The organism is Mesorhizobium helmanticense, from assembly GCF_003034915.1.
In the GTDB taxonomy this organism is placed as follows: domain Bacteria; phylum Pseudomonadota; class Alphaproteobacteria; order Rhizobiales; family Rhizobiaceae; genus Mesorhizobium; species Mesorhizobium helmanticense.
This window is the reverse complement of sequence record NZ_PZJX01000058.1, coordinates 75,170-101,383: the sequence shown is the minus strand read 5'-3', so window position 1 is coordinate 101,383 and position 26,214 is coordinate 75,170. Positions and strand designations below refer to the sequence as shown.

The window sequence follows — 26,214 nt, the reverse complement described above, 5'->3', positions numbered from 1 at the left end:
CCTTCGGTTAGGGACAGCGCGCAATCGGCGTGGAGGGTTCTTCCGCGCCGCTTGTTTTTTGAACCCGCAGACTGACAAAAAGACGGCCGAACCGCGTGATGCGGCTCATCAAGGCCGACCGAACAGCGAAAGGCAAAAAATGTTCGCAGTCATCAAAACGGGCGGCAAGCAGTATCGCGTCGCCGCCAACGATCTCCTGAAGATCGAAAAAGTCGAAGGCCAGGTCGGCGATATCGTCGAGATCGGCCATGTGCTCGCGCATGGCGAGGGCGAGAATGTGACGTTCGGCGCGCCGTTCGTCGATGGCGCATTGGTCACTGCCGAAGTCGTCGAACAGGGCAAGAACCGCACCGTCATCGCTTTCAAGAAGCGCCGCCGGCAGAATTCGCGCCGCAAGATCGGCCATCGTCAGCTTCTGACCACCGTGCGGATCGCCGAGATCCTTTTGGGCGGCGCCAAGCCGTCGAAGAAGGCCGCCGCCAAGTCCGAGGCAAAGACCGAAGCCAAGGCAGAGGTAGCGCCCGAGGCGAAGGCCGAGGCCGCGCCGAAGGAGGCCAAGGCCAAGAAGGAAGCCAAGGCAGAGGCTGCCCCGAAAGACGAGGCCAAGGCCGAGACCGCCGCCGCGACGCTGTTCAAGGCGCCGAAGGGCGAGCCGGACGACCTGACCGTGATCAAGGGCATCGGCCCGGTTGCGGCCGGCCAGTTGAACGAACAGGGCATCACCACCTTCGCGCAGATCGCCAAGCTCACCGACAAGGATGTCGCCAAGATCGACGAGCACATGCCGTTCAGCGCCGACCAGATCAAGGACTGGCGCGAGCAGGCCAAGGATTTGGCGAAGTAGGCGAGCTGGCGAAGAAGTAAAACGAGCCGGCGCAATCGTCGCCGGATCGGACTTGAAACGGAACGCGAACGCGTTCATAAGACCCTTTAGGCGCCTTGCGGCGCATCGGAGTTAGTTAGATGGCACACAAGAAAGCTGGCGGTTCGTCGCGCAATGGTCGCGACTCCCATTCCAAGCGGCTCGGCGTGAAGAAGTTCGGCGGCGAAGCCGTGATTCCGGGCAACATCATCATTCGTCAACGCGGTACCTCGTGGCATCCGGGCGTCAATGTCGGCATGGGCACGGATCACACCCTGTTTGCGCTCGAAGCCGGCGCAGTCACCTTCAACAAAAAAGCCAACGGCCGAACCTACGTATCGGTCAACCCGATTACCAAAGCAGCGGAGTAGCCGGTTCCGCACCACAACACCGGCACCCATCTCGGGACCGGTGTCTGGCCAAGCCAGGAAAAGGATCAGGGGAGATGGGTTTCCATCTCCCCTTTTTCTTGTGCCTGGAGGACTGACATGGTTGCCGAAGCGGAAGACACGGAAGACGAAAGTTACGCGATCGATTGCCCGGTGCTCGCGACCGAGCGGCTGGTCATGCGGCCGCCGCGTGAAATCGATATCGGGCAATTGGTGGCGCTTGCCGATAACCGCCATGTCGCCGAAATGCTGGCCCGCATGCCGCATCCCTATGGCGAGGCCGAGGCCCGCGCCTTCCTCGCCATGGCGGCATCGCGCCGAGCCGGGATCGCTTATGCCTTGACGCTGGCCGGTACCGAAATCTTCGTCGGTTGCGCCGGCCTCAACACCACCGACCGCGGGCTGGAACTCGGCTACTGGATCGGCGAGCCCTACTGGAAGCACGGCTATGCGACCGAGGCCGCGCATGCGCTGGTCGACCTCGCCTTCCAGAAGACGTCGATCCAGGTGCTGCATGCCTCGACCCGGGTCATCAATCCGGCCTCGCGCCGGGTCATCCACAAATGCGGCTTCCAGTATGCCGGCCAGGGCATGCTGAACTCGATCGTCGCCGGCCAGGTGCCGGTCGAGCGCTACCGTCTGGACAGGAAGACCTGGACCAGCCTCAGGAACTGGGTGCATTTCTAGGTGTGTCGATATTCAGGTGAGGCCGGCCTGCGAATGGCGGCTTCCTGCGCTTCCGGTGCTCACGTACCTAGAGTACGCTCCGCTCCGGTTCTCGGAAGCCACCACTCTCGGTTCGGCCTGACCTGAATCTCGACACACCTCGGCGCATGGCTTCGATCCAACGGTTCGGAAAGTTGAGGTCAGGCCAATTCGACCCAGACCGGCAGATGATCTGAGCCGACGGCTTGCCGGTCGATCCAAAGCCGCTTCAGCGAACTGGCGAGCGAGGCGCTGGAAAAGACATAGTCGATGCGCTTGTGGCGGCTGGTGTCGACGGGCCGCTTGGGATCGACCCAGGTAACGAGATCGGCATCGGCCACGTTGAGGCGCATGGCGGCATCGACGGCAAAGTCGGCGGTCAGCGGCATGCCGAATTCATGGTCCGGCCGGCCGGCGAGTTCGACATATTCGGGTGAGCCGGCCAGCATGTTGAAATCGCCCATGGCGACGAAGGCTTCGGGATGGGGCAATTCCGGCAGGCCGATCTCGGCGACGCCGGACAGTGCGCCGCCTTCGAGCGCGTAGTTCAGCAGGCGCTGGCGCAGGAACTGTATCTGGCTCACGCGTTCGACGGGGCTGCGGTGATCGAGATGGATGGAATAGAATCTGACGAAGCCAAGCGGCGTCTCGACCAGGGCTTCCAGCGCGCCGCGCTGGAAGTTCATCGCCTCGAAGCTGCGGCTGCGCGGCAAAAGCAGATTGCGCGACAGATGGATGGGCGTTTTCGACAGCACCATGTTGCCGAGCTGGAAGGTTCTCGTGATGGCACGGCCGTTTTCGATACCGGAGCCGATGTTGGCCTCGAAATTGCTGCCATAGACGGCAAAGTAATCAGGCAAGGCGTCGCCGAGTTCGGTGACCATATCGCGGCCGCCATTCTTGGGGTTGTTGCGGGTAACCTCCTGCAGCGCGATCACGTCGGCGCCGCGCACGGCATCGGCAATGCGCCCGACGTCGTAGCGTCCGTCGAGGCCAATGCCGTACTGAATGTTGTAGGTTACAAGCCTCATCGCGATATCTCTCCAGCCAAGGTCACAAAACGGCCTCGCCCTTCGCCCCGCCTTGGTTTAGAGCAATCCCGCAAAGCCAACAGCAGAAACCACGCAATCCGATGAAATTTCTCGATCAGGCCAAGGTTTACATCCGCTCCGGCGACGGCGGCGCCGGTTCGGTGTCGTTCCGGCGCGAGAAATTCATCGAGTTCGGCGGTCCCGACGGCGGCGATGGCGGCCGTGGCGGCGATGTCTGGCTGGAGGCGGTCGATGGGCTGAACACGCTGATAGACTATCGCTACCAGCAGCATTTCAAGGCCAAGACGGGCATACATGGCATGGGCCGCAACATGACCGGCGCCAAGGGCGCCGACGTGACGCTGAAAGTGCCGGCAGGCACCCAGGTCTTTGCCGAGGACAATGAGACGCTGATCTGCGATCTGACCGTGGTCGGTCAGCGCTTCCTTTTGGCCAAGGGCGGCAATGGCGGTTTCGGCAACCAGCATTTCAAGACCTCGACCAACCAGGCGCCGCGTCGCGCCAATCCCGGCCTGCCGGGCGAAGAGATGAACATCTGGCTGCGGCTCAAGCTGATCGCCGACGCCGGCCTGGTCGGCCTGCCCAATGCCGGCAAGTCGACTTTCCTCGCCGCTGTCACCGCGGCCAAGCCGAAGATCGCCGACTATCCCTTCACCACGCTGCATCCCGGCCTGGGTGTCGCCCGCATCGACGGGCGCGAATTCGTCATCGCCGACATTCCCGGGCTGATCGAGGGCGCGCATGAAGGCGTCGGCATCGGCGACCGTTTCCTCGGCCATGTCGAGCGCACGCGTGTGCTGCTGCATCTCGTCTCGGCGCAGGAAGACAATCCGGGCAAGGCCTACAAGACCGTGCGCGCCGAGCTCGATGCCTATGGCAACGGCTTGACCGAGAAGGTCGAGATCGTGGCGCTTTCGCAGGTCGACATCCTCGATGCCGATCAGCGCAAGAAGAAGGTCGCTTCGCTGAAACGCGCCGCCGGCCGCGCGCCGATGCTGCTCTCGGCCGTCACCGGCGAAGGCGTCGAGGCAGTGCTGCGTGCCCTGATGGCGGTGGTGGCCGAGGCACGCAATGCCGCTGCCGCCCCGGTCGAGACGCGCTGGGAAAAATAGCAATGGCCGCGCATTCGCTGAAAAAGTACCGGCGCATCACCGTCAAGATCGGCTCGGCGCTGCTTGTCGACCGCTCATCGGGGCTGAAGCGCGACTGGCTGGCCTCGCTGGCCGACGATATTGCGGTGCTGGCCGCGGACGGCGCTGAGATCCTTGTCGTATCGTCCGGGGCGATTGCGCTCGGCCGCACCATTCTCGGCCTGGGAAAAAGGGCGCTGAAGCTCGAGGAAAGCCAGGCGGCTGCCGCCGTCGGCCAGATCGCGCTGGCCGGCGCCTGGTCGGATGCGCTCGGCAAGGGCGGCCTGAAATCAGGCCAGATCCTGCTGACGCTCGGCGACACCGAGGAGCGCCGCCGCTATCTCAACGCTCGCGCCACGATCTCGACGCTGCTGAAGATGAAGGCGGTGCCGGTCATCAACGAGAACGACACGGTGGCGACCTCCGAAATCCGCTATGGCGACAATGACCGGCTGGCGGCGCGGGTGGCGACGATGATGGGCGCCGACCTGCTGGTGCTGCTCTCCGACATTGACGGGCTCTACACGGCGCCGCCGGCCCGCGACCCTCAGGCCAAGTTCATTCCGCTGGTCGACCGTATCACCCCTGACATCGAGGCAATGGCCGGTGCGGCGGCGTCCGAATTGTCGCGCGGCGGCATGCGGACAAAACTCGATGCCGGCAAGATCGCCACCGCCGCCGGCACCGCCATGATCATCACCGCCGGGACGCGGCTGTCGCCGCTGATGGCGATCGAGCGTGGCGAGCGGGCGACCTTCTTCAAGCCGAGTACAAATCCGGTCAAAGGCTACAAGACATGGATCGCCGGGCAGCTCGAGCCGGCGGGACGGCTGACCGTTGATGCCGGCGCCATCGGCGCGCTCAAGTCGGGCAAATCCCTGCTGCCGGCCGGCGTCAAGCTGGTCAGCGGCAATTTCTCGCGCGGTGACACGGTGGCGATCCTGTCGCCCGAGGGTCGCGAGATCGCGCGCGGGCTGGTTGCCTATGATGCCGCCGATGCCGTAAGGATCGCAGGCCTGAAGACGGGGGAGATCGAAACGGTGCTCGGCTACGAAGCACGCTCGGCGATGATCCACCGCGACGACCTTGTGGTGAGCCATGCTGGTGACCAAGTAGGGGCGGGTGACCAAGTGCGGGCCGGTGACCAGACGCGGGTGGACGACCATATAACGAGCGGAGGATGAGCCATGCTGAAGTTGCATGAAAAATCCCGGGATGACACCGTGGCGCTGATGGCCGATATCGGCCGCCGCGCCCGTGCCGCCGCCCGCCCGCTGGCCATCGCCACGACCGCCGCCAAGAATACAGCGCTGCTCGCCATGGCCGACGCCATTATCGCTCGTGAGCAGGACATTCTCGACGCCAATGCCATCGACATCTCGAATGGCCATGAGTCGGGGCTGTCCGCCTCCTTCATGGATCGTCTGAAGCTCGATCCGGCGCGCATCCGCGCCATGGCCGACGGTATTCGCGAAATAGCCGACCTCAACGATCCGGTCGGCGACGTCATCGCCGCATGGGACCGGCCGAACGGCTTGCATATCGAGCGCGTGCGCACGCCGCTTGGCGTTGTCGGCGTCATCTATGAGAGCCGGCCGAACGTGACGGCGGATGCCGGGGCGCTCTGCCTCAAGGCCGGCAATCCTGTGATCCTGCGCGGCGGGTCGGATTCGCTCAATTCTTCCGCCGCGATCCATGCCTGCCTGGTCGAGGGCCTGAAGGCAGCCGGCCTGCCGCAGGACGCCATCCAGCTGGTGCCGACCACCGATCGCGCCGCCGTCGGCGAAATGCTGAAAGGCCTCGGCGGCAGTCTCGACGTGATCATTCCGCGCGGCGGCAAGAGCCTGGTCGGGCGGGTGCAAAGCGAGGCGCGGGTGCCGGTCTTTGCTCATCTCGAAGGCATCTGCCATCTCTATATCGACCGTTCGGCCGATCTCGACATGGCAATCAAGATCGCGGTCAACGCCAAGATGCGGCGCACCGGCGTCTGCGGCGCCGCCGAGACGCTTTTGGTCGATCGTGCCGTTGCGGCAACCCATCTGGTGCCGATCCTCGACGCGCTGCGCGCGGCAGGATGTGAAATCCATGCCGATGCCGAAGTGCTGAAGCTGTTTTTCGATGCCCGCCCCGCCACCGAGACCGATTGGGTGACGGAATATCTCGACGCCATCATCGCGGTGAAGCTGGTCGACGGCGTTGCCGGCGCGATCGAGCATATCGAGACGTTCTCCTCGCACCACACCGAGGCGATCGTCGCCGAGGACGCGAGTGCCGTCGAAAAATTCTTCAACGAGATCGATTCGGCGATCCTTCTGCACAACGCGTCGACGCAATTCGCCGATGGCGGCGAGTTCGGCATGGGTGCCGAGATCGGCATCGCCACCGGCAAGATGCATGCGCGGGGGCCCGTTGGTGTCGAGCAGCTGACGTCATTCAAATACCGCGTGCGCGGGTCGGGACAGGTGCGGCCTTGACGCTTTTCGTCGCTAGAGCCTGAGGCGTTGCGCGCGTCGACCCCCCTCTGCCCTGCCGGGCATCTCCCCCTCAAGGGGGGAGATTGGCTGTCATCTCCGCTTTCTCCAATTGTCAGCCTCGCAGAATTTGCGCCTGAGACGAAGCTGCTAATCTCCCCCCTTGAGGGGGAGATGTCCGGCAGGGCAGAGGGGGGTGCCTAGCACCATGCTGTCGTCCCCTCAGCCCGCTGTCTCCTCTCGCTATCTCAAGATGCCGCATGCCGAAAAAGGCCTGGCTGTCGGCCTGTTCGGCGGTTCGTTCAATCCGCCGCATGCCGGCCATGCGCTGGTCGCCGAGATCGCGCTGAGGCGTCTGGCGCTCGACCAGCTGTGGTGGGTGGTGACGCCCGGCAATCCGCTCAAGAATACGCGGGAACTGGCGCCGCTGACGGAGCGGCTCAGCCTGTCCGAGCAGACTGCCAGGAACCCAAAGATCAAGGTCACCGCCTTCGAGGCCGCGCATCATGTCCGCTTCACCGCCGACACGCTGGCGCTGGTCAAGGCGCGCAATCCCGGCGTCGACTTCGTCTGGATCATGGGTGCCGACAGCTTGCGCGATTTCCACCGCTGGCAACGCTGGCGCCAGATCGTCATGACGTTCCCGATCGCGGTGATCGACCGCCCGGGAGCGACCTTGTCCTTCCTGTCGTCGGTCGTCGCCAAGACCTTCGACTACGCCCGCGTCGACGAGGGCGATGCGCCGCGTCTCGCCCGGATGAAGGCGCCGGCCTGGACTTTCATCCACGGCCCGCGCTCGTCGCTGTCGTCGAGCGCCATCCGCAAGATGGCGAAGGGCTGAGCCCACAAGGGGCAAGACCGCCGATGTCGCTTTTGCGGCGTCCTTTCGCCGCTGAGTAGGCGATCCTGCGCCAAGATGACGACGCTCGAGCGAAACCAGACCAGACACGACCCGCCGCAAGGCAGCCCGTCGGCGCCGACGATCGCCATTGCCAGCGTCATCCTGTCGATGGCGCTGGTCGCGGTCGGCAATGGGCTGATGTTCGCTTATATACCGGTTCGCCTCGGTGCCGAGCGTTTCGATCCGACCTGGGCCGGGCTGATCATCACCGGCCTTTCGGCCGGCGGCCTCGCCGGCTGCATCCTCACCGGACCGCTGGTGCGGCGTGTTGGCCATGCCCGCGCCTTCATGGTGCTGTCGGCGTTGATCGTGTTGTCCAATGCCGCCGTCGGGGCCGGGACGATCCCGCTGCTGTGGATCGCGGCGCGCGCGCTCTATGGCTTTGCCATATGCGGCCTGTTCATCGTCGCGCAGAGCTGGCTCAACGATGCCGTCGCCAACGCCATACGCGGCCGGGTCATGGCGGTATTCTATGTCTCCTATGTCGCCGGGCTCGGCGTCGGTTACGCCGCGCTGGCGGCGGTCGATATCGGGACGGCGCAGGCGCCGCTGATCGGCATCGCCTTCACCGCGCTGTCGATCCTGCCCGTGGGGCTGACGCGGCTCGCCCAGCCGCCGCCGCCGCAGGCTGCATCGGTCGCGCTTGGCCTGGCCTGGCGGATTTCGCCAGTGGGCGTCGCCGGCATGCTGGCCGTCGGCGGTCTGTCGATGGCGATTTCGGGTTTCGCGCCGATCCATGCCACGGCCAAGGGCTACAGCCAGGCGGATGTGGCGCTGCTGTTGTCGGCGATGCCGGTCGGAACGCTGATCCTGCAGATTCCGCTGGGTTGGATTTCCGATCGCACCGACCGGCGCTATGTGCTGATCGCCGCCTCGGCGCTGGCCCTGGCGGCGGGCCTGTTTGCGCTCGGCTTCGACGGCGGCGCGCTGGCGGCGCTCGTTGTCATCTACATAGTCTGGGACGGGGCCTCGGAATCGATCTATTCGCTGGCCAGCGCGCATGCCGCCGACCGCGCCAGCAAGGACGACATGGTGGCGCTGTCCAGTTCGCTTCTGTTTGCGTGGTCGCTGGCGGGCTTCATCGTTCCCGGCATCGTGACCGGGCTTTCCGTCGTCTATGGCACGCAGACCTTCATCTATGTGGCCATCGTGATCGCCGCTGCGTTCTGCCTGTTCGTGCTGTGGCGGGTGACGACGACGCGGGCCGTTCCAGCCACGGAGACCGGCAATTTCGCGCCGATGAGCGCGCAAGCGCCGCTGCCGGTGGAACTGGCCTTCGCGCCGGAGGAACAGCGCGGTCGCTCCGACGATTAGAGCCTGTACTCAACCGGGTACAAGTTCAGGCATTTCAGTGCAGATGCCTGACCTTGTCGGGGTTGCGCACGACATAGATCGCCGCGATCTTGCCATCCTCGATTTCGAGTGCGGTGGTCTGAAGTTCGCCATCGGCTTCCAGCGTGACGAAACCCGGCAACCCATTGACGAAACCGACACGGACGAGTGTCGAGCCATTCACGCGCAGCCATGCCGCCACCCGCTCGTATTGCTGCATAACGGCGTCGAACCCGAGGGCCGGCTCCGTGGCTGCCGGGCGTTTGCCGCCGCCATCGGCATGGGCGCTGACGTCGGCCGTCAGCATCGCGCCAAGCGCCGTCATATCGCCGCTGCGCGATGCGGCGTAAAAGGCCTCGGCAAGCGCCAGGCCACGTTGTTTTTCCACCTGAAAGCGGGGTCGCGCCTCGCGCACTTGGGCACGCGCACGGGCAGCGAGCTGGCGGCAGGCCGCGGGGTCGCGCTGAATGGCGGCGGCGACCTCTTCAAATCCCAAACCGAACACATCGTGCAGCAGAAAGGCCGCCCGCTGGAGCGGAGAAAGACGTTCCAGCGCGAGCATTAGTGGCAAGGTGACGTCTTCCGCTTCGTCGTCCTCGACGACGGGATCGGGAAGCCAGGGTCCAATGTAGGTCTCGCGCTGGTGTCGTGCCGATTTGAGCTGGTCCAGACAGAGGCGCATGACCGTGCGGCGCAGGAACGCTTCGGGCTCGCGCACCTCTGTGCGGTCGGTCCTCATCCAGCGGATGAAGGCCTCCTGCACCATGTCCTCGGCGTCGGCCACGGAGCCCAGCATGCGGTAGGCGACGCGCATGAGCTTTGGACGCAGCGGCTCGAAATTCGCCGCCGCATGCTCAGACTCCGCGGTCATCATCAGGCGGCGGCCGCCTTGGCGGCGGACCTTATAGCTGCCGGATCGGCCCAGGCACTGAAGCCAACCGCAAGGCGATTGTAGCCGTTGATGACATTGATCATCAAAGTGAGTTTCACCTGCTCCTCCTCCGTAAACTCGGCCTTCAGGGCGTCATAGGCACTTTCGTGCGTATGTCCTTCGGACATCCGTGTCAGCGCGTCGGTCCAGCCGAGCGCGGCGCGTTCGCGGTCGGTATAGCAAGGCGCTTCGCGCCATGCCGGCAGCAGGTTGATGCGCTGCTCGGTCTCGCCGTTTTCGCGGGCAAACACTGTATGCATATTGAGACAGTTGGCGCAGCCGTTGATCTGGGAGGCGCGAATCTTCACAAGCTCGCTCAGGCTGGGCTCGAGGCTGGAGGAAATGGCGAGGGCCGCGCGCTGCCATTCCTTCATCAGGGAAGGGGCGGCGGCGAAGAGATTAAGTTTGGCGGTCATGATTGGCTTCCTTCTGTTGGTTCCGACATCATCATGACGAGCCAGGATCCGCCGGTGTGACATGCACGCCAAATTTTGTGCATGTCGCTGGGCGGAGCGCGGCTCGGCGCCATGCCGCAAGATGGTGAGAAATTCTGGACTGAGCGAAGGAATAGACCCTCGGCCCATCAACGCCAAAGAACGCCGGCGGCCAAACGTGCATTGACGGTGGGTAGTAGAGGCCTTTCATCAGCGAGGGGCTGGTGTGCCCGCCCTGGAGTCGTGTGCGGCCGTTCCGATTATTGCCTTGTTGTGGCGGGGGCTTCCTGCCGTGGCGCTTCGGGCGGGGGCGCAGGAACCGAAATGCCTTCGGCGTCGAAGGCCTGTTTGGCGCGCTTGGTGAGGTCGATCTGGGTGGCGAAGAAATCCGCGGCCGTGGTCCAGTAGCGCAAGGTGATGGCGACGGTGCTGTCGCCGACGGTGGCGACGAAGGCGATCGGGGCCGGTTCCCGCCGGACGCGCCGCTCGGCGGCGACGACGCCGAGCATGGTTTTTTGTGCGAGATCGATGTCGTTCCACGAGCCGATGGTCAGCGTGATGTCGCCGCGACGGACGCCGTTGCGCGAATAGTTGCGGACAGGCTGGTTCCACAATGTCGAATTGGGGGCGAGGATATAGACGCCGTCAGCCGTCCGCAGCCGGGTGGCGAACAGCCCGATCTCCTCGATGGTCCCGGAAATGGCGCCGACCTCGACATATTCACCGATACGCAGTGGCCGCAGCGCGAGCAGCATGATGCCGGCGGCGATATTTTGCAGCGTGCCCTGCAGCGCCAGGCCGATTGCCAGGCCAATGGCGCCGATGGCGGCAATGATCGAGGCGGTCTGCACGCCGAACTGGCCGAGCACCATGATGACGACGAGGACCAGGATGGCGTAGCGGACGATCTTCGAGAAGAAATGGCGCAGTGTCGCGTCGAAGCCGTGGATATGACCAAGGCCGGCGAAGATCGAGCGCTCGGCGAGGCCGGCGGCGATATAGCCGACGACCAGCAGGATGACGGCGCCGATGGCTGAGAAGGAGTAGGAGACGATCAGCGTGCTGAGCTGCGCAAGGCCTGCTTGCACGGTGAGGACGGCGTTCTGCGGGTCGATCGGCATGGGGGAAAATCCGGTTGGTCGATGCGCCGATAACCCCTGCAAAGCGCCAAGGGTTCCGATATTTTTCGCGGGCTGGAACTCCTGGGCAGGCAAAGCGTTTGGCGGCAGCGGAGGCTGCCGTCTTGAAACTGCAACGGAACTCTGCCTATCTAGGCGGTGTCACCTGATTTCACGGGTGATTTGGTTGTTCTTGCTGCGAAAGGAAATACACTGAGAACAGCACTGCGGAAGAGGGCCGATATCGTGCCTTCGCCGGCCGGGATCAGCGTAAACGACGCCGTGTCCCGCGCCATCAAGACAGTCCTTGCCAGTCTGGAAGACTCCAAGGCCGAAAACATCGTCTCAATCGACATCCAGGGAAAATCGAGCCTCGGCGACTATATGGTCGTCGCGTCCGGCCGATCGCACCGTCATGTCTCGGCAGTCGCCGATCATCTCCTCAAGGCGCTCAAGGATGCCGGGCTCGGCACGGCGCGCGTCGAGGGGCTGGCAGGCGCCGACTGGGTCCTGATCGATTCAGGCGACATCATCGTCCATGTCTTCCGTCCCGAAGTCCGCGACTTCTACAATCTCGAAAAGATGTGGCAGGCGCCGGACCTCGAGGAAGAGACCTTGCACTGAGCCGTGTTTGTCTTGATGCATGTCTTTGTGCCAAGCCGGCGCGCACCTTCGGCTGAAGCTTGAGGGCGCGCTTTTGGGGCGACATGCATCAGCGGCTCCTTGAGGTAGGATGAAGATATCAGTTCATGCCGTGGGCCGAATGAAAGCCGGCCCCGAGAAGCAGCTCGCCGACCGCTATTTCGAGCGCTTCGCCAAAAGCGGCCCCACTGTGGGCCTCGAATTTGCCGGTATTGCCGAGATCGCGGAAGGCCGCGCCCAGACTGCCACCGAGCGGCGGCGCGAGGAAGGCCAGAAGCTGCAGACATATTTGCAGCCGGGTACCGCGCTGTTGCTGCTCGACGAGCGCGGCAGGAACCTTTCCTCCGAGGATTTCGCCGGTCGCATCGGCCTGCTGCGCGATGGCGGGCGCAAGGCGCTGGTCATTGCCATCGGCGGCGCCGACGGCCACGATCAATCGCTGCGCGATCAGGCCGATCTGATGGTGTCGTTCGGCGCGCCGACCTGGCCGCATCAATTGGTCCGCGTGATGCTGGGCGAGCAGCTTTACCGGGCCGCCACGATTCTGTCCGGGCATCCCTATCACCGGTCGTGAGTTTCCATCCCCGTTCATGACCGGCTTTAGTCGAAACCGGTGGCGAACCGATGGATGGTGCGGGCTGCCCGGATTTCCGCCCCAATGCAGCGGCAAGTTGTGTGCCGTTGGCAGGCCTGTCGAACATGGTTGATTGTTCGTTAACGATGCCACGCATAGAGTCGGGGCTCAATGTCTGAAATTGAAAGATCGAGAGCGAGCATTCTGCACGGCTGCGGTATTGCGGCGGTGGCGTTCGTGCTGTCGCTCAGTGCCGCCAGGGCCGAGAACACGCTCGACCAGGCGCCCGACCCGGACAAAAGCCGGGCCGAATACGAACAGGTCTCGAAGGATATCACGCTGTCGTCCGAGCGGCTGGCCAAGCTCGCCGCCGACATAGCGACGATCAAGAAAGATCATGCCTCGATCACCGCGGCGCTGATCCAGTCGGCGATGACCGAGCAGAAGCTTGGTCAGGATATCGAGGACATCGGCGCCAAGCTGGAAGGGCTGAAAGGCGAGGAGCAGAAGATCCGCGCCTCGCTGGCCGCCAGACGCGACGTCCTGGCCGAGGTGCTGGGCGCATTGCAGCGCATGGGGCTCAATCCACCGCCGGCGATCCTGGTCAAGCCGGAGGACGCGCTGTCGTCGGTGCGCAGCGCCATCCTGCTTGGCGCCGTGGTGCCGGAATTGCGCCAGCAGACCGAGATCCTGTTGGCCGACCTCAAGGAGCAATCGCGGGTGACGGCCTCGATCGAGGCCGAGCGGGCACGGTTGACGGCGGCCGTCGGCGAGCAAACGGCGGAAAAGAAGCGGCTAAGCATGCTGCTCGAAGCCAAGCAGAAGCTCGAGGCTGACACGCAAACGGCGCTGGCCGCCGAAGAGCAGCGATCCCAGGCGCTTGCGGCCAAGGCCGGCAGCCTGAAGGAACTGATCGCGTCGCTGGAGGCCGACAAGGCGCGCAAGGCGGCGAACGCAGCCAAGGCGGCCGAACAGAAGTCCGCCGACGCCGACAAGGCCCCGGCAGAGCCGGAACTGGCGTCGCTGCCGGTGCCGGAAGCCAACCGGCTTACCGCCGCAGCGCCGTTTGCGGCGCTCCAGGGACAGATCGCGCTGCCGGTCATCGGCAAGATCAAGCGGCGTTACGGCGCCGATGACGGTAACGGCGCGGTGATGCTCGGCGACATGGTTGCGACACAATCGGGAGCCATCGTCACAGCGCCGGCGGATGGAAATGTGCTTTATGCGGGACCTTTTCGCTCCTATGGTCAACTCTTGATCCTGAACGCGGGTGACGGCTATCATGTCGTTCTGGCGGGGATGAGCAGAATCAGCGTCGCGTCTGGCCAGTCGGTGCTCGCAGGAGAGCCGGTCGGTGCGATGGGGGAGGCCCGGGTGGCAAGCACCTCGGCCTCGAAGAATGGAAATGCCACGCCGGAGCTCTACGTCGAGTTCCGCAAGGATGGAAAACCCGTCGATCCGACCCCATGGTGGGCGGACCGTTTCTCTGGAAGGACGTGAGATGATGCGGAAACTGTCGCTTCTGTTTGCCGGTGCGCTGATGGGTGCATCCGCGATGAGCCTGGTCTATGGTGCGCCAAGCTCGACGGCGAACGCTGCGGGCTCCGAGACCTACAAGCAACTGGCGATCTTCGGTGACATCTTCGAGCGGGTGCGGGCGCAATATGTGACGCCGCCCGACGACAAGTCGCTGGTCGAGAACGCCATCAACGGCATGCTTACGTCGCTCGACCCGCACTCTTCCTACATGAATTCCGAAGAAGCGCAGGACATGCGCGTGCAGACCAAGGGTGAGTTCGGCGGCCTCGGCATCGAAGTCACCATGGAGAACGACCTGGTCAAGGTGATCACGCCGATCGACGACACACCTGCCGCCAAGGCGGGAGTGCTGGCCGGCGATTACATTGCCAAGATCGACGGCGACGAGGTTCGCGGCCTGACTCTCAATGACGCGGTCGAGAAGATGCGTGGGCCGGTCAACACGCCGATCAAGCTCACCATCCTGCGCCAGGGCGCCGACAAGCCGATCGAGCTGACGGTGGTGCGCGACATCATCAAGGTCAAGGCGGTCAAGTTCCGGGTCGAGAACGACATCGGCTACATGAAGATCACCTCCTTCACCGAAAAGACGTATGACGACCTCGAGAACGCCATCGACACCATCAAGAAGCAGGTGCCGAACGACAAGCTCAAGGGCTATGTGCTCGATCTCAGACTCAATCCGGGTGGCCTGCTCGACCAGGCGGTGAGCGTGTCCGACGCCTTCCTCGACCGCGGCGAGATCGTCTCGACGCGCGGCCGCGATCCGAAGGATGTCACCCGCTTCGACGCCAGACCGGGCGACGACATCGGCGGCAAGCCGCTGATCGTGCTCGTCAATGGCGGATCGGCCAGTGCGTCCGAAATCGTCGCCGGCGCGCTGCAGGATCTGCGCCGCGCCACGGTGGTCGGCACGCAATCCTTCGGCAAGGGCTCGGTCCAGACCATCATTCCGCTTGGCGAGAACGGCGCGCTGCGTCTGACGACGGCGCTCTATTACACGCCGTCGGGCAAGTCGATCCAGGGCAAGGGCATCACGCCCGACATCAAGGTCGACCAGCCGCTGCCGCCGGAACTGCAGGGCAGGGACCTGACGCGCGGCGAATCGGACCTCAAGGGCCATATCAAGGGCGCCGACGAAGGCACGACCGGTTCGGGTTCGGCAGCCTATGTGCCGCCGGAGCCGAAGGACGACCTGCAGCTCATCTATGCCGAGCAGCTTCTGCGCGGCGAAAAGACCGATCCGGCGTTCCCGCCGAATCCGGACAAGGCTGTATTGAACCAGTAGGGGCAGTCTTGAACCAGTAAAGGTCGATCGGCCGGGCAAACAGCTATGGCCGCCTGATCGAAGCGATGCGATGCTGCCGGGGCCGCGAGGTTCCGGCAGTTTGATTCGGGGGCACCGCGGCTGGAGCGCCATACGTCTGAGTAATGCGCCAGCGATGTGGATTTTCGCGCGGGATCTCACACGGAAAGTGAGTTTCACTTTTCGGATCACGCGCTTGGGGATGCGGCTTGGCTGACATCGGCAAGGATATCGAACGCCCGCTCGGACTGGCCGTCCGGCCGACACGCATGGCCGGCAGCAGGATCAGCGCCCGCGCGGTCACGGCCGCGCTCGTCGTGCTGGCCGTGATCGGCGTCTCCGGCGCTATCGCGCTGCGCGACAAGCCGTTTCGAAAGCCGGAGGTCATCGCGGTTTCAACGCCGAAGGTGACGACCGCCGCCGCGCCGGCCACCGAGCCAGCGGCGGCGCCGAAAGCGGAAGCAGCCCCCAAAACCGGCGGCCCGCAAATCATCCATGTCGAGACCGAAGAGGGCGATGCTCCTCCTAAAGCTGCGATTGTCATTCGCGACCCTTCGGCCATCGGCCAGAACCTGAAGATCGCCCATCTTCCCGACCGGGCACTGATCGAAGCCGGCGACACCGGCCCGTTGCCGGTCCGTGCCGCCGATGGCAGGCGGCCGTTCGATGTCTATGCGCGGCCGTGGTCCGGGGCGCGCGGCGCGCGCGTGGCGATCGTCATCGGCGGGCTCGCCGTGTCGCAGACCGGCACGCAGGCGGCCATCGCCAAGCTGCCGGCAGAGGTGACGCTGGCGTTCGCGCCGCAAGGCAACAGCATCGGCCGCTGGATGCAGGCGGCGCGGCAAAGCGGCCATGAGATCGTCATGCAGGTACCGCTCGAACCGTTCGACTATCCGAACGTCAATCCCGGCCGCAATACGCTGACGATCGCGGCGAGCCCGGACGAGAATTTGAAGAGCCTGCGCTGGGCGCTGTCGCGGACGACCAACTATACCGGCGTGATGAACTATATGGGCGCGCGCTTTTCTGCCGACGCGACGGCGATGGGTCCGTTCATGGCCGAGCTCGGCAAGCGTGGCCTGGCCTATGTCGACGACGGCTCCTCGGCACGCAGCCTCGCCCCCGAACTGGCACTGAAGGACGGCGTGCCGTTCGTGGCGGGCGACACGGCGATCGACGCCGTGCAGGACCGCGGCGCCATTCTCAAGAAGCTGGACCAGCTCGAAGCGACGGCCCGCGCCAAGGGCTCCGCCGTCGGCATCGGCTCGGCCTTCGACCTGACGGTCGACACGGTGGCTTCCTGGGTGATCGAGGCCAGGAAGCGCGGCATCGAGATCGTGCCGATTTCGGCAGTGGCGATCGACCCGCAAAAAGGTTGAGCATGGCGAAGGCAAAGAAGATCGACCCCGAGACGCTGCCTTATCGCCCCTGCGTCGGGCTGATGATCCTGAATTCCGAGGGTCTGGTGTGGGTCGGCCATCGTATTGCCGAACCGGACAGCGAATTTGCCGGCACGACGCGGCTCTGGCAGATGCCGCAAGGCGGCATCGACAAGGGTGAGGAGCCGCTGCAGGCGGCGGAACGGGAACTGTATGAAGAGACCGGCATGCGCTCGGTCTCGCTGCTGGCGGAGGCGCCGCACTGGATTAATTACGACCTGCCGGCGCATCTGGTCGGCGTTGCCTTCAAGGGCCGATATCGCGGCCAGACACAAAAGTGGTTTGCCTTCCGTTTCCATGGCGACGCAAGCGAGATCCAGATCAATCCGCCGCCGGGCGGCCACACCGCCGAGTTCGACAAATGGGCGTGGCGGCCGATGCCGGACTTGCCCGACCTGATCGTGCCGTTCAAGCGCAGGGTTTATGAGGACGTGGTGACGGCATTCCGGCATCTGGTGGCGTAGCTGCCCGCGATCTGCGTGCCGGCCATGGTTGCCGCATCGGCAGCATGGCCTTATTGATGGCCAGTCCGCAGCGAGCAAGGCCGGCATGAACGACGTCCTCAAAAAATCCGTTCCGGGAGGGGCCGCCGCCGAAAGCGTCACGATTACCGAGGCGGCGGCTGGCGCGATCCTGACCATCGATCTCGGTGCGATCCGCGAGAACTACCGGCGACTGAAGGCGCGGCTCGGCGGCGCGCGCTGCGCAGGGGTCGTCAAGGCCGATGGTTACGGGCTCGGCGCGGCGCAAGTGGCGGCAGCGCTGGCCAGGGAAGACTGCGACACATTCTTTGTCGCACTTCTGAGCGAAGGGATCGCCTTGCGTCGCTCGCTGGGTCCGGTGCCCGCCATCCATGTGCTGAGCGGCATGGCGCCCGGCGCGGAAGGGGAGGCGGAGGCAGCCGGGCTCACCGCCGTCATCAACAGCGTGGAGCAACTGGCGGCCTGGCGCACGGCTGCCCGCCGCGCCGGCCGGAAATTGCCCGTGGCGATCCAGGTCGACAGCGGCATGTCGCGGCTCGGCATGGCAGCAGTGGAAGTGGAGGCCGTCGCCGGGGATCCACGGGCTTTCGACGGTATCGACGTGACCTTGGTGATGAGCCATCTGGCTTGCGCCGACGAGCCCGCGCATCCGGCCAACGAGCGTCAGCGACTGGAATTCGAGCGGCTACGCAAGATGCTGCCGAAGGCGCCGGCTTCGCTCGCCAACTCATCCGGCATCTTTCTTGGATCGCGCTTTCACTATGATCTCGCCCGTCCCGGTGCGACGCTCTACGGCATCAATCCGACGCCGGCCGAACCGAACCCGCTGCTGCCGGTGGTGCGGTTGGAGGCCAAGGTCATCCAGACGCGAATGCTGGAGGCCGGTGCCGGTGTCGGCTATGGCCATACTTTCCATACGCCGGCTCCGCTGGCTGCCGCGACGATCTCATTCGGCTATGCCGACGGCTGGCATCGACGTGCCGCCTCGGCCGCCTGGTTCGAAGGCGTGCGACTGCCCTTCCTCGGACGCGTGTCGATGGATTCGATCATCCTCGACATTTCGGCGCTGCCGCCCGGCAGGCTGAAGGCGGGCGACCTGGTCGAACTGATCGGGCCATCGCAGACGGTGGACCAGGCGGCCGGCCATGCCGGCACCATCGGCTACGAAATCCTGACCAGCCTCGGCCATCGCTTTCACCGGCGCTACGTGAACGGCTAAAGCGCGTCGCGTTTGCACGGAATCGTGCGACGCGCTTTAAGGTCTTGTTTTTATGCACGTCGTTATCGCAAACCGCTGCGCACTTTGCGCGACATGCATTGGATCTCGACACGCCGCCTCTTGGCGAGCGCGGTAAAATCCGGCAGACAGAACATGATGATGGCCCGCGCCTCAAACCCGGACAGAATGTCGTTGCGGAGAGTTATGCGATGAAGATCTTCGTGCTGGGCGGTGGCGTGATAGGGGTCACGACTGCGTATTTTCTGGCCGAGGCCGGCCATCAGGTGACGGTGATCGACCGCCAGAAAGGTCCGGCGCTGGAAACCAGCTTCGCCAATGCCGGCGAGATCTCGCCGGGCTACGCCTCGCCATGGGCCGGCCCTGGCGTTCCGCTGAAGGCGGTCAAATGGCTCTTGATGAAGCATGGTCCACTGGTGGTGCGACCGACGCTGGACCCGTATATGTGGATATGGCTGGTCAAGATGCTGCGCAACTGCACCACCGAGCGCTATGCGCTGAACAAGGCGCGCATGGTGCCGCTGGCGGAGTATAGCCGCGATACGCTGAAGGCGCTGCGCGAGGCGACCGGGATCGCCTATGACGAGCGCGCCAAGGGGACGCTGCAACTGTTCCGCACGCAACAGCAGCTCGACGGCACTTCAGGCGATGTCGAAGTGCTGAAGAGCTATGGTGTTCCCTACGAGATACTTGATCCCGACGGCTGCATCGCGGCCGAGCCGGGGTTGGCGGGGGTCCGCGAAAAATTCGTCGGCGGCCTGCGGTTGCCTGGCGACGAAACCGGCGACTGCAAGATGTTCACCGACCGTCTGGCCGAGCTTTGCGCGGCGCGCGGCGTCACCTTCGAATACGACGTATCGATCAGGCGCATCGTCAGGAACCGCAACCGCATCGCCAACATCCACACAAGCAAGGGCTGGAAGGCCGCCGACGCCTATGTGATGGCGATGGGCAGCTATTCGGCCAGGTTCATGCGCATGCTGAGGCGGCCGATCCCGGTCTACCCGGTCAAGGGTTATTCGATCACAGTGCCGGTCAAGGATGCCGCCGCCGCGCCTGTGTCGACGGTGATGGATGAAACCTACAAGGTGGCGATCACCAGGCTCGGCGATCGCATCCGGGTCGGCGGCACGGCGGAGATTTCCGGCTTCGACCTGAGGCTGCACGAAACGCGGCGCCGCACGCTCGAACACTCGGTCGGCGATCTTTTTCCAGGCAGCGGCGACATGCGCGCGGCGACCTTCTGGTGCGGGCTGCGGCCGATGACGCCGGACGGGCCGCCGCTGATCGGCCGCACCGAGTTCTCCAACCTCTATCTCAACACCGGCCACGGCACGCTCGGCTGGACCATGGCCTGCGGCTCGGCCAAGGTGCTGGCCGACATCATCTCCAGCCGGGTGCCCGACATCAATGTGCGCGATCTCGGGCCGGAGCGGTACGTCAGGTAAGACGTTACCGCGCTGGCTCCGGCTCTCAGCTACCTGGCATGTGCGGCACCCTTTTTGTGAGAACTTGAAGCTGCTGCCGCCATGATTGCATCGACGTTTTCCGGCGCGAAAAACTCGGCCGGCGATGTCGTCCCGGCGTTTAGCCGCGCAAACCCATCCATGGCCTCCTGGCTGCCATGGATCGCGCCGATCAGCTGCTGCATCTCGGGCGGCGGCGGTTCCAGCGTCGCCAGCAGGCAGGTGAATTCGTACATTGCCTTTACCTGTGCATCCCGGGCACGATGATAGTCGCCCATCGCATCCTCGAATGATCGCGTTCCGGAGAAAACCGCGGCAAGTGCGGCGGCGCAAAGTTCGGCGTGTTGGAAGGCGTCCATGATTCCTTGCGCCGTGATGAAGTCCTTGTTGTAGCCGGCATCCCCCACGAGCGCCCAGCCCGGGCCGTAAGGTTTTCGGAAATAGTTGGGCACGGCCGTGCCGGCAAAACGGGTTTCCTGCCTCGCATTGCGCAGTCGATCGGCAAACATTGGCGCGAGCTCGATCGTCCTCAGGTAATTTCCTTCAATGTCCTTCTTGTTCTCGGTGAATTCCGCGTATGGCCAGCCGGCAATGACCAGCGTCAGATCGTCATGGGTTGGAACCGCGGCGAAGCCGCGATGCTCGCGGATGTATTGTTCGAACCGACCTTCCATCGGTAGCCCGCTCCAATAGGTGTAGTATCCGGCAAGCAGGGCCGGCTTTTCGTCATATTGTTCAGGCTGAACTGCCTCGGCTACTATCGAGTGCCTGCCATCGGCGCCGACGACGACGTCCGCGCGCTCAATAATGTCGCCACCTTGCTTCGAATGGCCCTTTATTCCGACCACGCGCCCGTCTTCGATCAAAATTTCCTCGACGACGAAGCCTTCGCGAACCTCGGCACCGGATTCGGCGGCCGCATCGACGAGCAATTTGTCCAGTATCGTTCGCCGCGGGCAGTAGGCCAGCGGCGCCGCCGGCGTGCCTGGCGAACCGGCAATCGTGAAAGGGCCGAAGTCGAAAGAGTAGGTGTGAATGGGCGGGCATCCCGTCGCTGTCAGCCGATCGAGCAGGCCCCATCTCGACAGGGCGCTCGCGCCAAGCGGATGCAGGATGTGGGTGGATACCGTGTCGCTCGGAAAGGTGGCGCGGTCGACCAGCAAGACACGATAGCCCCGCTGGGCCAGCAGCATCGCCGTCGGCGACCCGGCGCAGCGTGCGCCGACGACGATTGCGTCGAATTTCTTGTTCATTTCGACCTCCTCGGGTTCGCCTGGCCGTGGCCTGCCCCTCTCTGCCCCGCAGCTTGGCGCATTCGATCGTCGCACCCGATCCGGTACGACCCGTGTGGTTCGAAGTTACGCGCAGAACTGAATCAAATCTTTGCCGGAATTCCGTGTTTCTTTGCAGCGAGAGTTGAAGGCGCTGGGCTTGATCGAGTGGAGCTGCGGATGGACGCCTTGTCGGAGGCGCTGAATGCGGTGCGCATGACCGGCGCCATCTTCTATCATGCGGAGTGTACCGCCCCTTGGGGATTCCGGGTGCCCCACGTTCGGGATGTTGCCCATGTGCTTGCCCCCGGAACCGAGCGGCTGGTGAGCTATCATCTGGTCACGGAGGGAAGGGCCGTCGTGTGTTTCGCGGAATCCACCATACCTGTCTCGGCCGGCGATGTGCTGATCATCCCGCACGGAGATGCACATACCGTCTCGAACGGCTCGCCGTCGAAATTCGTCGATAGCGGGGGCACGCTCGGCAGGTTTTTGGCGGGCGATCTCACGACGATGCGGTTGGGCGGCGGTGGCGAAACGACACGATTCGTCTGTGGCTATTTCGGATGCGAGCGACACGCGGACAAGCTCTTTCTCGCAGGCCTGCCGTTGATGATCAGGATCAATATCCGTGGCGATTCCGCCGGCGAGTGGCTGGAAAACTCGATTCGCCATCTGGTCTCGGAGGCCGGATGCGGGCGCCCTGGGCAGTCCATTCTCCTGTCAAAGATGGCAGAGGCGCTCTTCATCGAAACACTGCGGCGATACATGGAGCGATTGCCCGCGGAGCAGACCGGTTGGCTGGCGGGTGCACGGGATGTGGTGGTCGGCAGCGCGCTGGCGCTGATGCATAGAAGGCCTTTCCATCCATGGACGATAGCCGAGTTGGCAACGGAAGCCGGAACCTCGCGCTCGGTCCTGGCGCAGAGGTTCACGCTTTATCTCGGGGAGCCGCCACTTGCCTATCTGGCGCGCTGGCGACTGCAACTCGCGGCAAGACTGCTTGAAACGACCCAACAGACGGTGCTGCAAGTGGCGTCGGAGGTCGGGTATGATTCAGAGGCGGCTTTCAACCGGGCATTCAAACGTGAATTTGGTATTCCACCGGGACAATTCCGAAAGAGGGCATCGCAATCGGACCCTGTGGAAGCCGAGCGCAAGACAACGGCCCGTATTTCCGCTTGAAGTTAAGTGAACGCCCGCTGAGGCGCGGCGGCAATCAGCCGACTCTCTGTCTCTAGAACGCTTCCTTCACCCAGCCCTGCGAGAACAGCAGCCGGTAGGCCCAGGGGACCATCACATTGGTGGCGACCCGGTTCGAATGGGCGACATAGTCGTCATAGATCGGCTTCATCCTGGCGTAGAAGGCGGGGTCGAGCACCATCATGCCGTTCTCGGAATCGTGGAAGAAGCTGCGGTTGTTGAGGTTGACCGACGCGATCGTCACCAGCCTGTGATCGATCATCATGATCTTGGAATGCAGCACGACGTCCGGCGCCTTGAACTCGCGGATGTCGATGCGGTCGCCATACTTCTCGACGAACAGCTTGTTGAGCGCGGTGAGGAACTTGCCGCCTATATCGCCCTTGAGGTCGATGCGGCCGATAATGTCGATCTTGACGCCGCGCGCCAGCGCCCGGTCGAAGGCCTGGGCCAGGCTCGGCGTCAGGTTGAGATAGGGATTGACGATCTCGATGTGGTTTTGAGCCGTGTCGATCAGTTCGACAAAATAGCTCTCCAGCGCGTGGCCGTCGGCATAGGGCACGGAGATGAAATGCCGCGCTGTGCCAGGCGGACGCCGGCCATCCGAACGGACCGGAATGGAGAAGGGTCGCGAAATGTTGGTATCGGCGTCGCGCAGCCACAGCGTCGAAAGATGCGCGGCGAGCGTCTCGACGGTGGTCCGGTCCGATATCTCGATGTCGAAGTCGCTCCAGTTCGAATAGTAGTTCAGCGACAACCCATCGGTCTTGCCGTATTGCTGGAGATCGGGATAGCGCGACAGGTCGACCGGCTTGTGGAACAGGAAGCCGTCATGGATGTTGCGGCCGCCGATGATAGCACGCGAGCGGCGGGGATCCTCGGCCAGCGTCGCCAGCATCTTGACGTGATGGGTCTTGTGCAGCTGTGACAGCTGTTCGTCGATCGGCGCGCCATGGTCGGCTCGCCAGCGGTACTCCTGCAATTCGACGTTGGGAAACTCGGCGGCCAGCCGGTGCAGCATGGCGTCGTCCTTGTCGCGCTCCAGCACGTCGGTCACCATGATGCGCACCTTGGCGCCCTGCGCCGCGTGGTGGCGGATCAGCCGCTCGATGATGCGGCCGGAAAAGTCCGCCTTGAACTCCAGCGACGACAGATAGATCAGCTTGAGTTTTGGCGCGTGGGAGAAATCCAGCGGCAGTTCGGGATCGCCCTTGTCGAACGCGCTGTCGGGGAGCGGGGCGCCCAGCAGCGCTTCGACCTTGGCATTGAAGCCGTCGCGCGACTTGCGCAGCAGGCGCGGCTTCCCGGGCGTCAGCGTACAGGTCTGCGACAGCCAGCGGCTGGCGTAGAAGGCGCGCTCGAGCGCATCGAGACCGGCCGGATCGGGGACGGGACAACGCTCATAGCGGCTGTCCAGGGCGGCGAGCGCTGGATCGGCGACCTCTTCGCGCAGGATGGTGAGCGGAGCGCCAGCCGGGGCCAGGCTGGAGCTGATATCGAGATCGCAACGGTTCAGGGCCTCGCTTGGAAACAGGCTTGTGTCGCCGCTCGCCAGGCGGATGCGAAACCCCGTGCCTGCCGGAAAGCTGCGTGTGTTGCCGGCCTGCCGAACCGCCAGCATGCCGTCGCAGGCGCCGCCGATGTCGACCGGCTCTCTGCCCGCCTGGCGCAGCACGATCTCGACCGAGCGCGCTTGTACGCCGGAAAAGCTGAACGTCTTGGCCCCAGACGGACGTGCTGCTGCGTCGATATAAAGCGTCTGCCGCGACACCCGCCAGCGCCCGTCGAAACGGCCCTCGCCCTTTCTTCCGTTCGACGGCGACACCTGTCCCGTGGCGACGACCGGTTTGGCCAGTCGTTCCAGCGTCCGGTAGGTTGCCTGGAAATCGCTGTTGGCAATGTCGTGGCGGTCGTGGCCGAAAGGGCCGGTGCCGTTCGCCCGGTCCATCGCGCCGAGCTGGTGGTGGGCGAGAAGCGCCAGGAAACGTCTCTCGTAGTCGTTTCCGTCCGCGTCGCCGAAAAACTGGGCCGCCGCGACCTTCGCACTCGATGCCGTGGCCGACAGCGAGGGGCGAGCGCAGGCGCTTTCGCCGGGAAAGACATCGCAGCTGTCCACTGAGCGATCGGCGCAGCCGGCAAGAATAACCAGCGCCAGTCCGAACAGCGCCATATATCCGGCGCGTCGCAGGCTCACCCGGTCGCTCCGTTCATCGCCTTCAGTTGGGCGGGATCGCGGGGCGGCATGAAACCTTGCGGGAAGACCTTGCAGACGGGAAGCGCGAAGGTAGCGATCAAAAGCTCCGCCTGCCTGCGCATCTTTGGCGGCGCCATCTCGTCGTCGCGGATCGCTTTCGCCGAGGCGACAAGAGCGCCGTCGCAGTCGCAGTGGTTGCGGCGGGCTATGTAGCAGGCATCATGGATCTGGCAAGCGGCGTCGAGGCGGTCCACCGGCCGGGCCGACAAATCGCCGGTGCGGGTGCCGGGACCGCAGTAATTGCCGAGGACAAAGGGCGAGGGACGCGCCATGGCATAGCGGACCGGCTTGGGCAGCTCCGCTTCCGGCACCTTCGCCCATGGGTTGGCGCAGGCCGAAAGCGCCAGCAGGAGGATCGCAAGAACGGCTCGCATGTCTACCCGCGCCAACTTTCCCCAGAAATGCCCTGTCCGGCGCGGCGGCACAACAAGACGTCGGCAACAGCGCATCGCCACACTCGCCGACTTTATGGCGAGGAAAAGGCGCGGTTGCTTGATGCATGTCGTTGTCTCAAACCGGTTCCCACTTTTTGGGCGACATGCATCACGCGAACAATCCCCGTTCCTTTTCCACTGCCTTGGTGATGAAGCTGGCGACGATTTGCACGCGGCGCAGCGGCCTCACCGATTCGTGATAGACCAGCCAGTAGGCGCGGCGGATGGGCGCGACGATGTCGACGGGCACCAGTTCCGGCATGGAGCGGGCGACGAAGGTGTGCAGGATGCCGATGCCGGCGCCGGAACGCACCGCTTCGGCCTGTCCGAGCGCGGAGGAAATGGCGAAGCTGGTGCGCCATTCGGCGCTGAACTCGGCCGCATAGTCGAGCGAGGGGCTGACGATGAGGTCCGGCACATAGCCGATCAGCGTGTGCTGGCCGAGTTCGGCAGGCGTCCGCGGCAAGCCGTGCGCCTCGGCATAGGCGCGTGACGCGAACAGACCGAGCGTGTAGTCGACCAGCTTTCCGGCCACCAGCCTGCCTTCCGTCGGCCGCTCGACGGTAATGGCGATGTCGGCTTCGCGCCTGGACAGCGAGAACGAGCGCGGCACCGGCACCAGCTGGATGGTGAGTTCGCGGTGCAGGGCCGTCAGCGCGCCGAGACGCCTGGCCAGGAAGGCGACGCCGAAACCGTCCGGCGCGCCGATGCGCACGGTGCCGGAGACATCGTCGCCTTCGCCGGCAACCGTGGAGCGCGCGGCGATCATGTCGCCCTCCATGCGCTCGGCGATTTCGAGGAAGCGTTCGCCCGCCGGCGTCAGCTCACTGCCGGTGGTAAGCCGGCGAAAGAGTTTTGTCCTCAGCGCCTCCTCGAGCGCAGCGATGCGGCGCGAGACGGTGGCGTGGTTGAGCTCCAGTCGCCGCGCCGCGCCGAGGATCTGGCCGGCACGCGCCACGGCGAGAAAAATGCGGACGTCATCCCAGTTCATGGGGATGGTCCCTATGACGAGGATTACGGCAGCGCTCTACGGCGCCCCCCT

Annotated in this window: 25 protein-coding genes; 17 read left to right on the top strand and 8 right to left on the bottom strand. The window is 64.3% G+C overall.

The window, feature by feature from the left end; all coding sequences use genetic code 11:
* Positions 1-139 precede the first annotated feature (139 nt).
* The 3 genes from C9427_RS30280 to C9427_RS30270 all read left to right on the top strand — a co-directional run bounded on the left by C9427_RS30280 (position 140) and on the right by C9427_RS30270 (position 1,938).
* Positions 140-844: a 50S ribosomal protein L21 gene (locus C9427_RS30280; RefSeq protein WP_107652702.1), complete on the top strand. Its 705-nt coding sequence runs from the start codon at positions 140-142 to the stop codon at positions 842-844.
* 119 nt (positions 845-963) lie between these two features.
* Positions 964-1,233: a 50S ribosomal protein L27 gene (gene rpmA, locus C9427_RS30275; RefSeq protein WP_006327539.1), complete on the top strand. Its 270-nt coding sequence runs from the start codon at positions 964-966 to the stop codon at positions 1,231-1,233.
* A gap of 117 nt (positions 1,234-1,350) precedes the next feature.
* Positions 1,351-1,938 (top strand): GNAT family N-acetyltransferase, encoded by a 588-nt coding sequence (locus tag C9427_RS30270; RefSeq protein WP_107652688.1) that lies wholly within the window; start codon positions 1,351-1,353, stop codon positions 1,936-1,938.
* Positions 1,939-2,117: 179 nt separating this feature from the next.
* Here C9427_RS30270 and C9427_RS30265 read toward each other — a convergent pair whose 3' ends face one another.
* Positions 2,118-2,987 carry an endonuclease/exonuclease/phosphatase family protein gene (locus tag C9427_RS30265; protein ID WP_107652687.1) on the bottom strand — a complete coding sequence of 290 codons (870 nt, stop codon included), beginning with the start codon at positions 2,985-2,987 and terminating at the stop codon, positions 2,118-2,120.
* Positions 2,988-3,088: 101 nt separating this feature from the next.
* On the opposite strand from C9427_RS30265, the gene obgE reads away from it, so the two are divergent.
* The 5 genes from obgE (at position 3,089) to C9427_RS30235 (ending at position 8,824) form a co-directional block, all read left to right on the top strand.
* Positions 3,089-4,120: a GTPase ObgE gene (obgE, locus tag C9427_RS30260; protein WP_107652686.1), complete on the top strand. Its 1,032-nt coding sequence runs from the start codon at positions 3,089-3,091 to the stop codon at positions 4,118-4,120.
* 2 nt (positions 4,121-4,122) lie between these two features.
* Positions 4,123-5,322: a glutamate 5-kinase gene (proB, locus tag C9427_RS30255; protein ID WP_107652685.1), complete on the top strand. Its 1,200-nt coding sequence runs from the start codon at positions 4,123-4,125 to the stop codon at positions 5,320-5,322.
* Between the two features lie 3 nt (positions 5,323-5,325).
* Positions 5,326-6,612: a glutamate-5-semialdehyde dehydrogenase gene (locus C9427_RS30250; protein WP_107652684.1), complete on the top strand. Its 1,287-nt coding sequence runs from the start codon at positions 5,326-5,328 to the stop codon at positions 6,610-6,612.
* Positions 6,613-6,817: 205 nt separating this feature from the next.
* Positions 6,818-7,450: a nicotinate-nucleotide adenylyltransferase gene (locus C9427_RS30240; RefSeq protein WP_167434541.1), complete on the top strand. Its 633-nt coding sequence runs from the start codon at positions 6,818-6,820 to the stop codon at positions 7,448-7,450.
* A gap of 75 nt (positions 7,451-7,525) precedes the next feature.
* Positions 7,526-8,824 carry an MFS transporter gene (locus C9427_RS30235; RefSeq protein WP_167434540.1) on the top strand — a complete coding sequence of 433 codons (1,299 nt, stop codon included), beginning with the start codon at positions 7,526-7,528 and terminating at the stop codon, positions 8,822-8,824.
* 34 nt (positions 8,825-8,858) lie between these two features.
* Here the strand turns inward: C9427_RS30235 and C9427_RS30230 are convergent, their stop codons facing one another.
* The 3 genes from C9427_RS30230 to C9427_RS30220 all read right to left on the bottom strand — a co-directional run bounded on the left by C9427_RS30230 (position 8,859) and on the right by C9427_RS30220 (position 11,328).
* Complete coding sequence (locus C9427_RS30230) at positions 8,859-9,716, bottom strand: sigma-70 family RNA polymerase sigma factor (protein WP_107652681.1); 858 nt, start codon at positions 9,714-9,716, stop codon at positions 8,859-8,861.
* A complete protein-coding gene (locus tag C9427_RS30225; RefSeq protein ID WP_107652680.1) occupies positions 9,716-10,189 on the bottom strand; it encodes a carboxymuconolactone decarboxylase family protein in 474 nt (157 codons plus the stop codon). Before C9427_RS30225 ends, C9427_RS30230 begins: the two co-directional genes overlap by 1 nt.
* Before the next feature lie 278 nt (positions 10,190-10,467).
* On the bottom strand, positions 10,468-11,328 hold the full coding sequence (locus C9427_RS30220) for a mechanosensitive ion channel family protein (protein ID WP_107652679.1): 861 nt from the start codon (positions 11,326-11,328) through the stop codon (positions 10,468-10,470).
* A 243-nt stretch (positions 11,329-11,571) separates the two neighbouring features.
* Here C9427_RS30220 and rsfS point away from each other — a divergent pair, with 243 nt between their 5' ends.
* The 8 genes from rsfS (at position 11,572) to C9427_RS30180 (ending at position 19,992) form a co-directional block, all read left to right on the top strand.
* The gene (gene rsfS / locus C9427_RS30215; RefSeq protein ID WP_023678068.1) at positions 11,572-11,949 is read left to right on the top strand and encodes a ribosome silencing factor; all 378 of its coding nucleotides are present in this window, start codon (positions 11,572-11,574) and stop codon (positions 11,947-11,949) included.
* 109 nt (positions 11,950-12,058) lie between these two features.
* Entirely contained in the window at positions 12,059-12,541 is a 483-nt protein-coding gene (gene rlmH, locus C9427_RS30210; RefSeq protein ID WP_107652678.1) for a 23S rRNA (pseudouridine(1915)-N(3))-methyltransferase RlmH, read from the top strand.
* 171 nt (positions 12,542-12,712) lie between these two features.
* Positions 12,713-14,041 (top strand): murein hydrolase activator EnvC family protein, encoded by a 1,329-nt coding sequence (locus C9427_RS30205; RefSeq protein WP_107652677.1) that lies wholly within the window; start codon positions 12,713-12,715, stop codon positions 14,039-14,041.
* A gap of 1 nt (position 14,042) precedes the next feature.
* The gene (locus C9427_RS30200; RefSeq protein ID WP_107652676.1) at positions 14,043-15,368 is read left to right on the top strand and encodes a S41 family peptidase; all 1,326 of its coding nucleotides are present in this window, start codon (positions 14,043-14,045) and stop codon (positions 15,366-15,368) included.
* Positions 15,369-15,595: 227 nt separating this feature from the next.
* The gene (locus tag C9427_RS30195; RefSeq protein WP_107652675.1) at positions 15,596-16,765 is read left to right on the top strand and encodes a divergent polysaccharide deacetylase family protein; all 1,170 of its coding nucleotides are present in this window, start codon (positions 15,596-15,598) and stop codon (positions 16,763-16,765) included.
* A gap of 2 nt (positions 16,766-16,767) precedes the next feature.
* Positions 16,768-17,289 (top strand): RNA pyrophosphohydrolase, encoded by a 522-nt coding sequence (locus C9427_RS30190; protein WP_107652674.1) that lies wholly within the window; start codon positions 16,768-16,770, stop codon positions 17,287-17,289.
* Positions 17,290-17,374: 85 nt separating this feature from the next.
* A complete protein-coding gene (gene alr / locus C9427_RS30185; protein ID WP_107652700.1) occupies positions 17,375-18,526 on the top strand; it encodes an alanine racemase in 1,152 nt (383 codons plus the stop codon).
* A gap of 44 nt (positions 18,527-18,570) precedes the next feature.
* Positions 18,571-19,992: a D-amino acid dehydrogenase gene (locus C9427_RS30180; RefSeq protein ID WP_342587270.1), complete on the top strand. Its 1,422-nt coding sequence runs from the start codon at positions 18,571-18,573 to the stop codon at positions 19,990-19,992.
* 29 nt (positions 19,993-20,021) lie between these two features.
* On the opposite strand, the gene C9427_RS30175 is transcribed toward C9427_RS30180, so the two are convergent.
* On the bottom strand, positions 20,022-21,263 hold the full coding sequence (locus tag C9427_RS30175) for an NAD(P)/FAD-dependent oxidoreductase (protein WP_107652673.1): 1,242 nt from the start codon (positions 21,261-21,263) through the stop codon (positions 20,022-20,024).
* 198 nt (positions 21,264-21,461) lie between these two features.
* Here C9427_RS30175 and C9427_RS30170 point away from each other — a divergent pair, with 198 nt between their 5' ends.
* A complete protein-coding gene (locus tag C9427_RS30170) occupies positions 21,462-22,466 on the top strand; it encodes an AraC family transcriptional regulator (RefSeq protein ID WP_107652698.1) in 1,005 nt (334 codons plus the stop codon).
* Between the two features lie 52 nt (positions 22,467-22,518).
* On the opposite strand, the gene C9427_RS30165 is transcribed toward C9427_RS30170, so the two are convergent.
* From C9427_RS30165 to C9427_RS30155, 3 genes are all read right to left on the bottom strand, one after another.
* Positions 22,519-24,654, bottom strand: a complete 2,136-nt coding sequence (locus C9427_RS30165) for a phospholipase D-like domain-containing protein (protein WP_167434544.1) — start codon at positions 24,652-24,654, stop codon at positions 22,519-22,521.
* 20 nt (positions 24,655-24,674) lie between these two features.
* Positions 24,675-25,112: a phospholipase A2 family protein gene (locus tag C9427_RS30160; RefSeq protein WP_107652672.1), complete on the bottom strand. Its 438-nt coding sequence runs from the start codon at positions 25,110-25,112 to the stop codon at positions 24,675-24,677.
* 169 nt (positions 25,113-25,281) lie between these two features.
* Positions 25,282-26,163: a LysR family transcriptional regulator gene (locus C9427_RS30155; protein WP_107652671.1), complete on the bottom strand. Its 882-nt coding sequence runs from the start codon at positions 26,161-26,163 to the stop codon at positions 25,282-25,284.
* Between the last annotated feature and the right edge of the window lie 51 nt (positions 26,164-26,214).

Coding starts and splice junctions, on each gene's coding strand:
- C9427_RS30250 (WP_107652684.1), top strand. CDS start 5,326: ATGCTGAAGTTGCATGAAAAATCCCGGGATGACACCGTGGCGCTGATG.
- C9427_RS30205 (WP_107652677.1), top strand. CDS start 12,713: ATGTCTGAAATTGAAAGATCGAGAGCGAGCATTCTGCACGGCTGCGGT.
- C9427_RS30190 (WP_107652674.1), top strand. CDS start 16,768: ATGGCGAAGGCAAAGAAGATCGACCCCGAGACGCTGCCTTATCGCCCC.
- C9427_RS30225 (WP_107652680.1), bottom strand. CDS start 10,189: ATGACCGCCAAACTTAATCTCTTCGCCGCCGCCCCTTCCCTGATGAAG.
- C9427_RS30160 (WP_107652672.1), bottom strand. CDS start 25,112: ATGCGAGCCGTTCTTGCGATCCTCCTGCTGGCGCTTTCGGCCTGCGCC.
- rlmH (WP_107652678.1), top strand. CDS start 12,059: ATGAAGATATCAGTTCATGCCGTGGGCCGAATGAAAGCCGGCCCCGAG.
- obgE (WP_107652686.1), top strand. CDS start 3,089: ATGAAATTTCTCGATCAGGCCAAGGTTTACATCCGCTCCGGCGACGGC.
- C9427_RS30175 (WP_107652673.1), bottom strand. CDS start 21,263: ATGAACAAGAAATTCGACGCAATCGTCGTCGGCGCACGCTGCGCCGGG.
- C9427_RS30200 (WP_107652676.1), top strand. CDS start 14,043: ATGATGCGGAAACTGTCGCTTCTGTTTGCCGGTGCGCTGATGGGTGCA.
- C9427_RS30230 (WP_107652681.1), bottom strand. CDS start 9,716: ATGATGACCGCGGAGTCTGAGCATGCGGCGGCGAATTTCGAGCCGCTG.
- C9427_RS30270 (WP_107652688.1), top strand. CDS start 1,351: ATGGTTGCCGAAGCGGAAGACACGGAAGACGAAAGTTACGCGATCGAT.
- C9427_RS30235 (WP_167434540.1), top strand. CDS start 7,526: ATGACGACGCTCGAGCGAAACCAGACCAGACACGACCCGCCGCAAGGC.
- C9427_RS30155 (WP_107652671.1), bottom strand. CDS start 26,163: ATGAACTGGGATGACGTCCGCATTTTTCTCGCCGTGGCGCGTGCCGGC.
- rpmA (WP_006327539.1), top strand. CDS start 964: ATGGCACACAAGAAAGCTGGCGGTTCGTCGCGCAATGGTCGCGACTCC.
- C9427_RS30170 (WP_107652698.1), top strand. CDS start 21,462: ATGGACGCCTTGTCGGAGGCGCTGAATGCGGTGCGCATGACCGGCGCC.
- alr (WP_107652700.1), top strand. CDS start 17,375: ATGAACGACGTCCTCAAAAAATCCGTTCCGGGAGGGGCCGCCGCCGAA.
- proB (WP_107652685.1), top strand. CDS start 4,123: ATGGCCGCGCATTCGCTGAAAAAGTACCGGCGCATCACCGTCAAGATC.
- C9427_RS30280 (WP_107652702.1), top strand. CDS start 140: ATGTTCGCAGTCATCAAAACGGGCGGCAAGCAGTATCGCGTCGCCGCC.
- C9427_RS30165 (WP_167434544.1), bottom strand. CDS start 24,654: ATGGCGCTGTTCGGACTGGCGCTGGTTATTCTTGCCGGCTGCGCCGAT.
- C9427_RS30265 (WP_107652687.1), bottom strand. CDS start 2,987: ATGAGGCTTGTAACCTACAACATTCAGTACGGCATTGGCCTCGACGGA.
- C9427_RS30220 (WP_107652679.1), bottom strand. CDS start 11,328: ATGCCGATCGACCCGCAGAACGCCGTCCTCACCGTGCAAGCAGGCCTT.
- C9427_RS30240 (WP_167434541.1), top strand. CDS start 6,818: ATGCTGTCGTCCCCTCAGCCCGCTGTCTCCTCTCGCTATCTCAAGATG.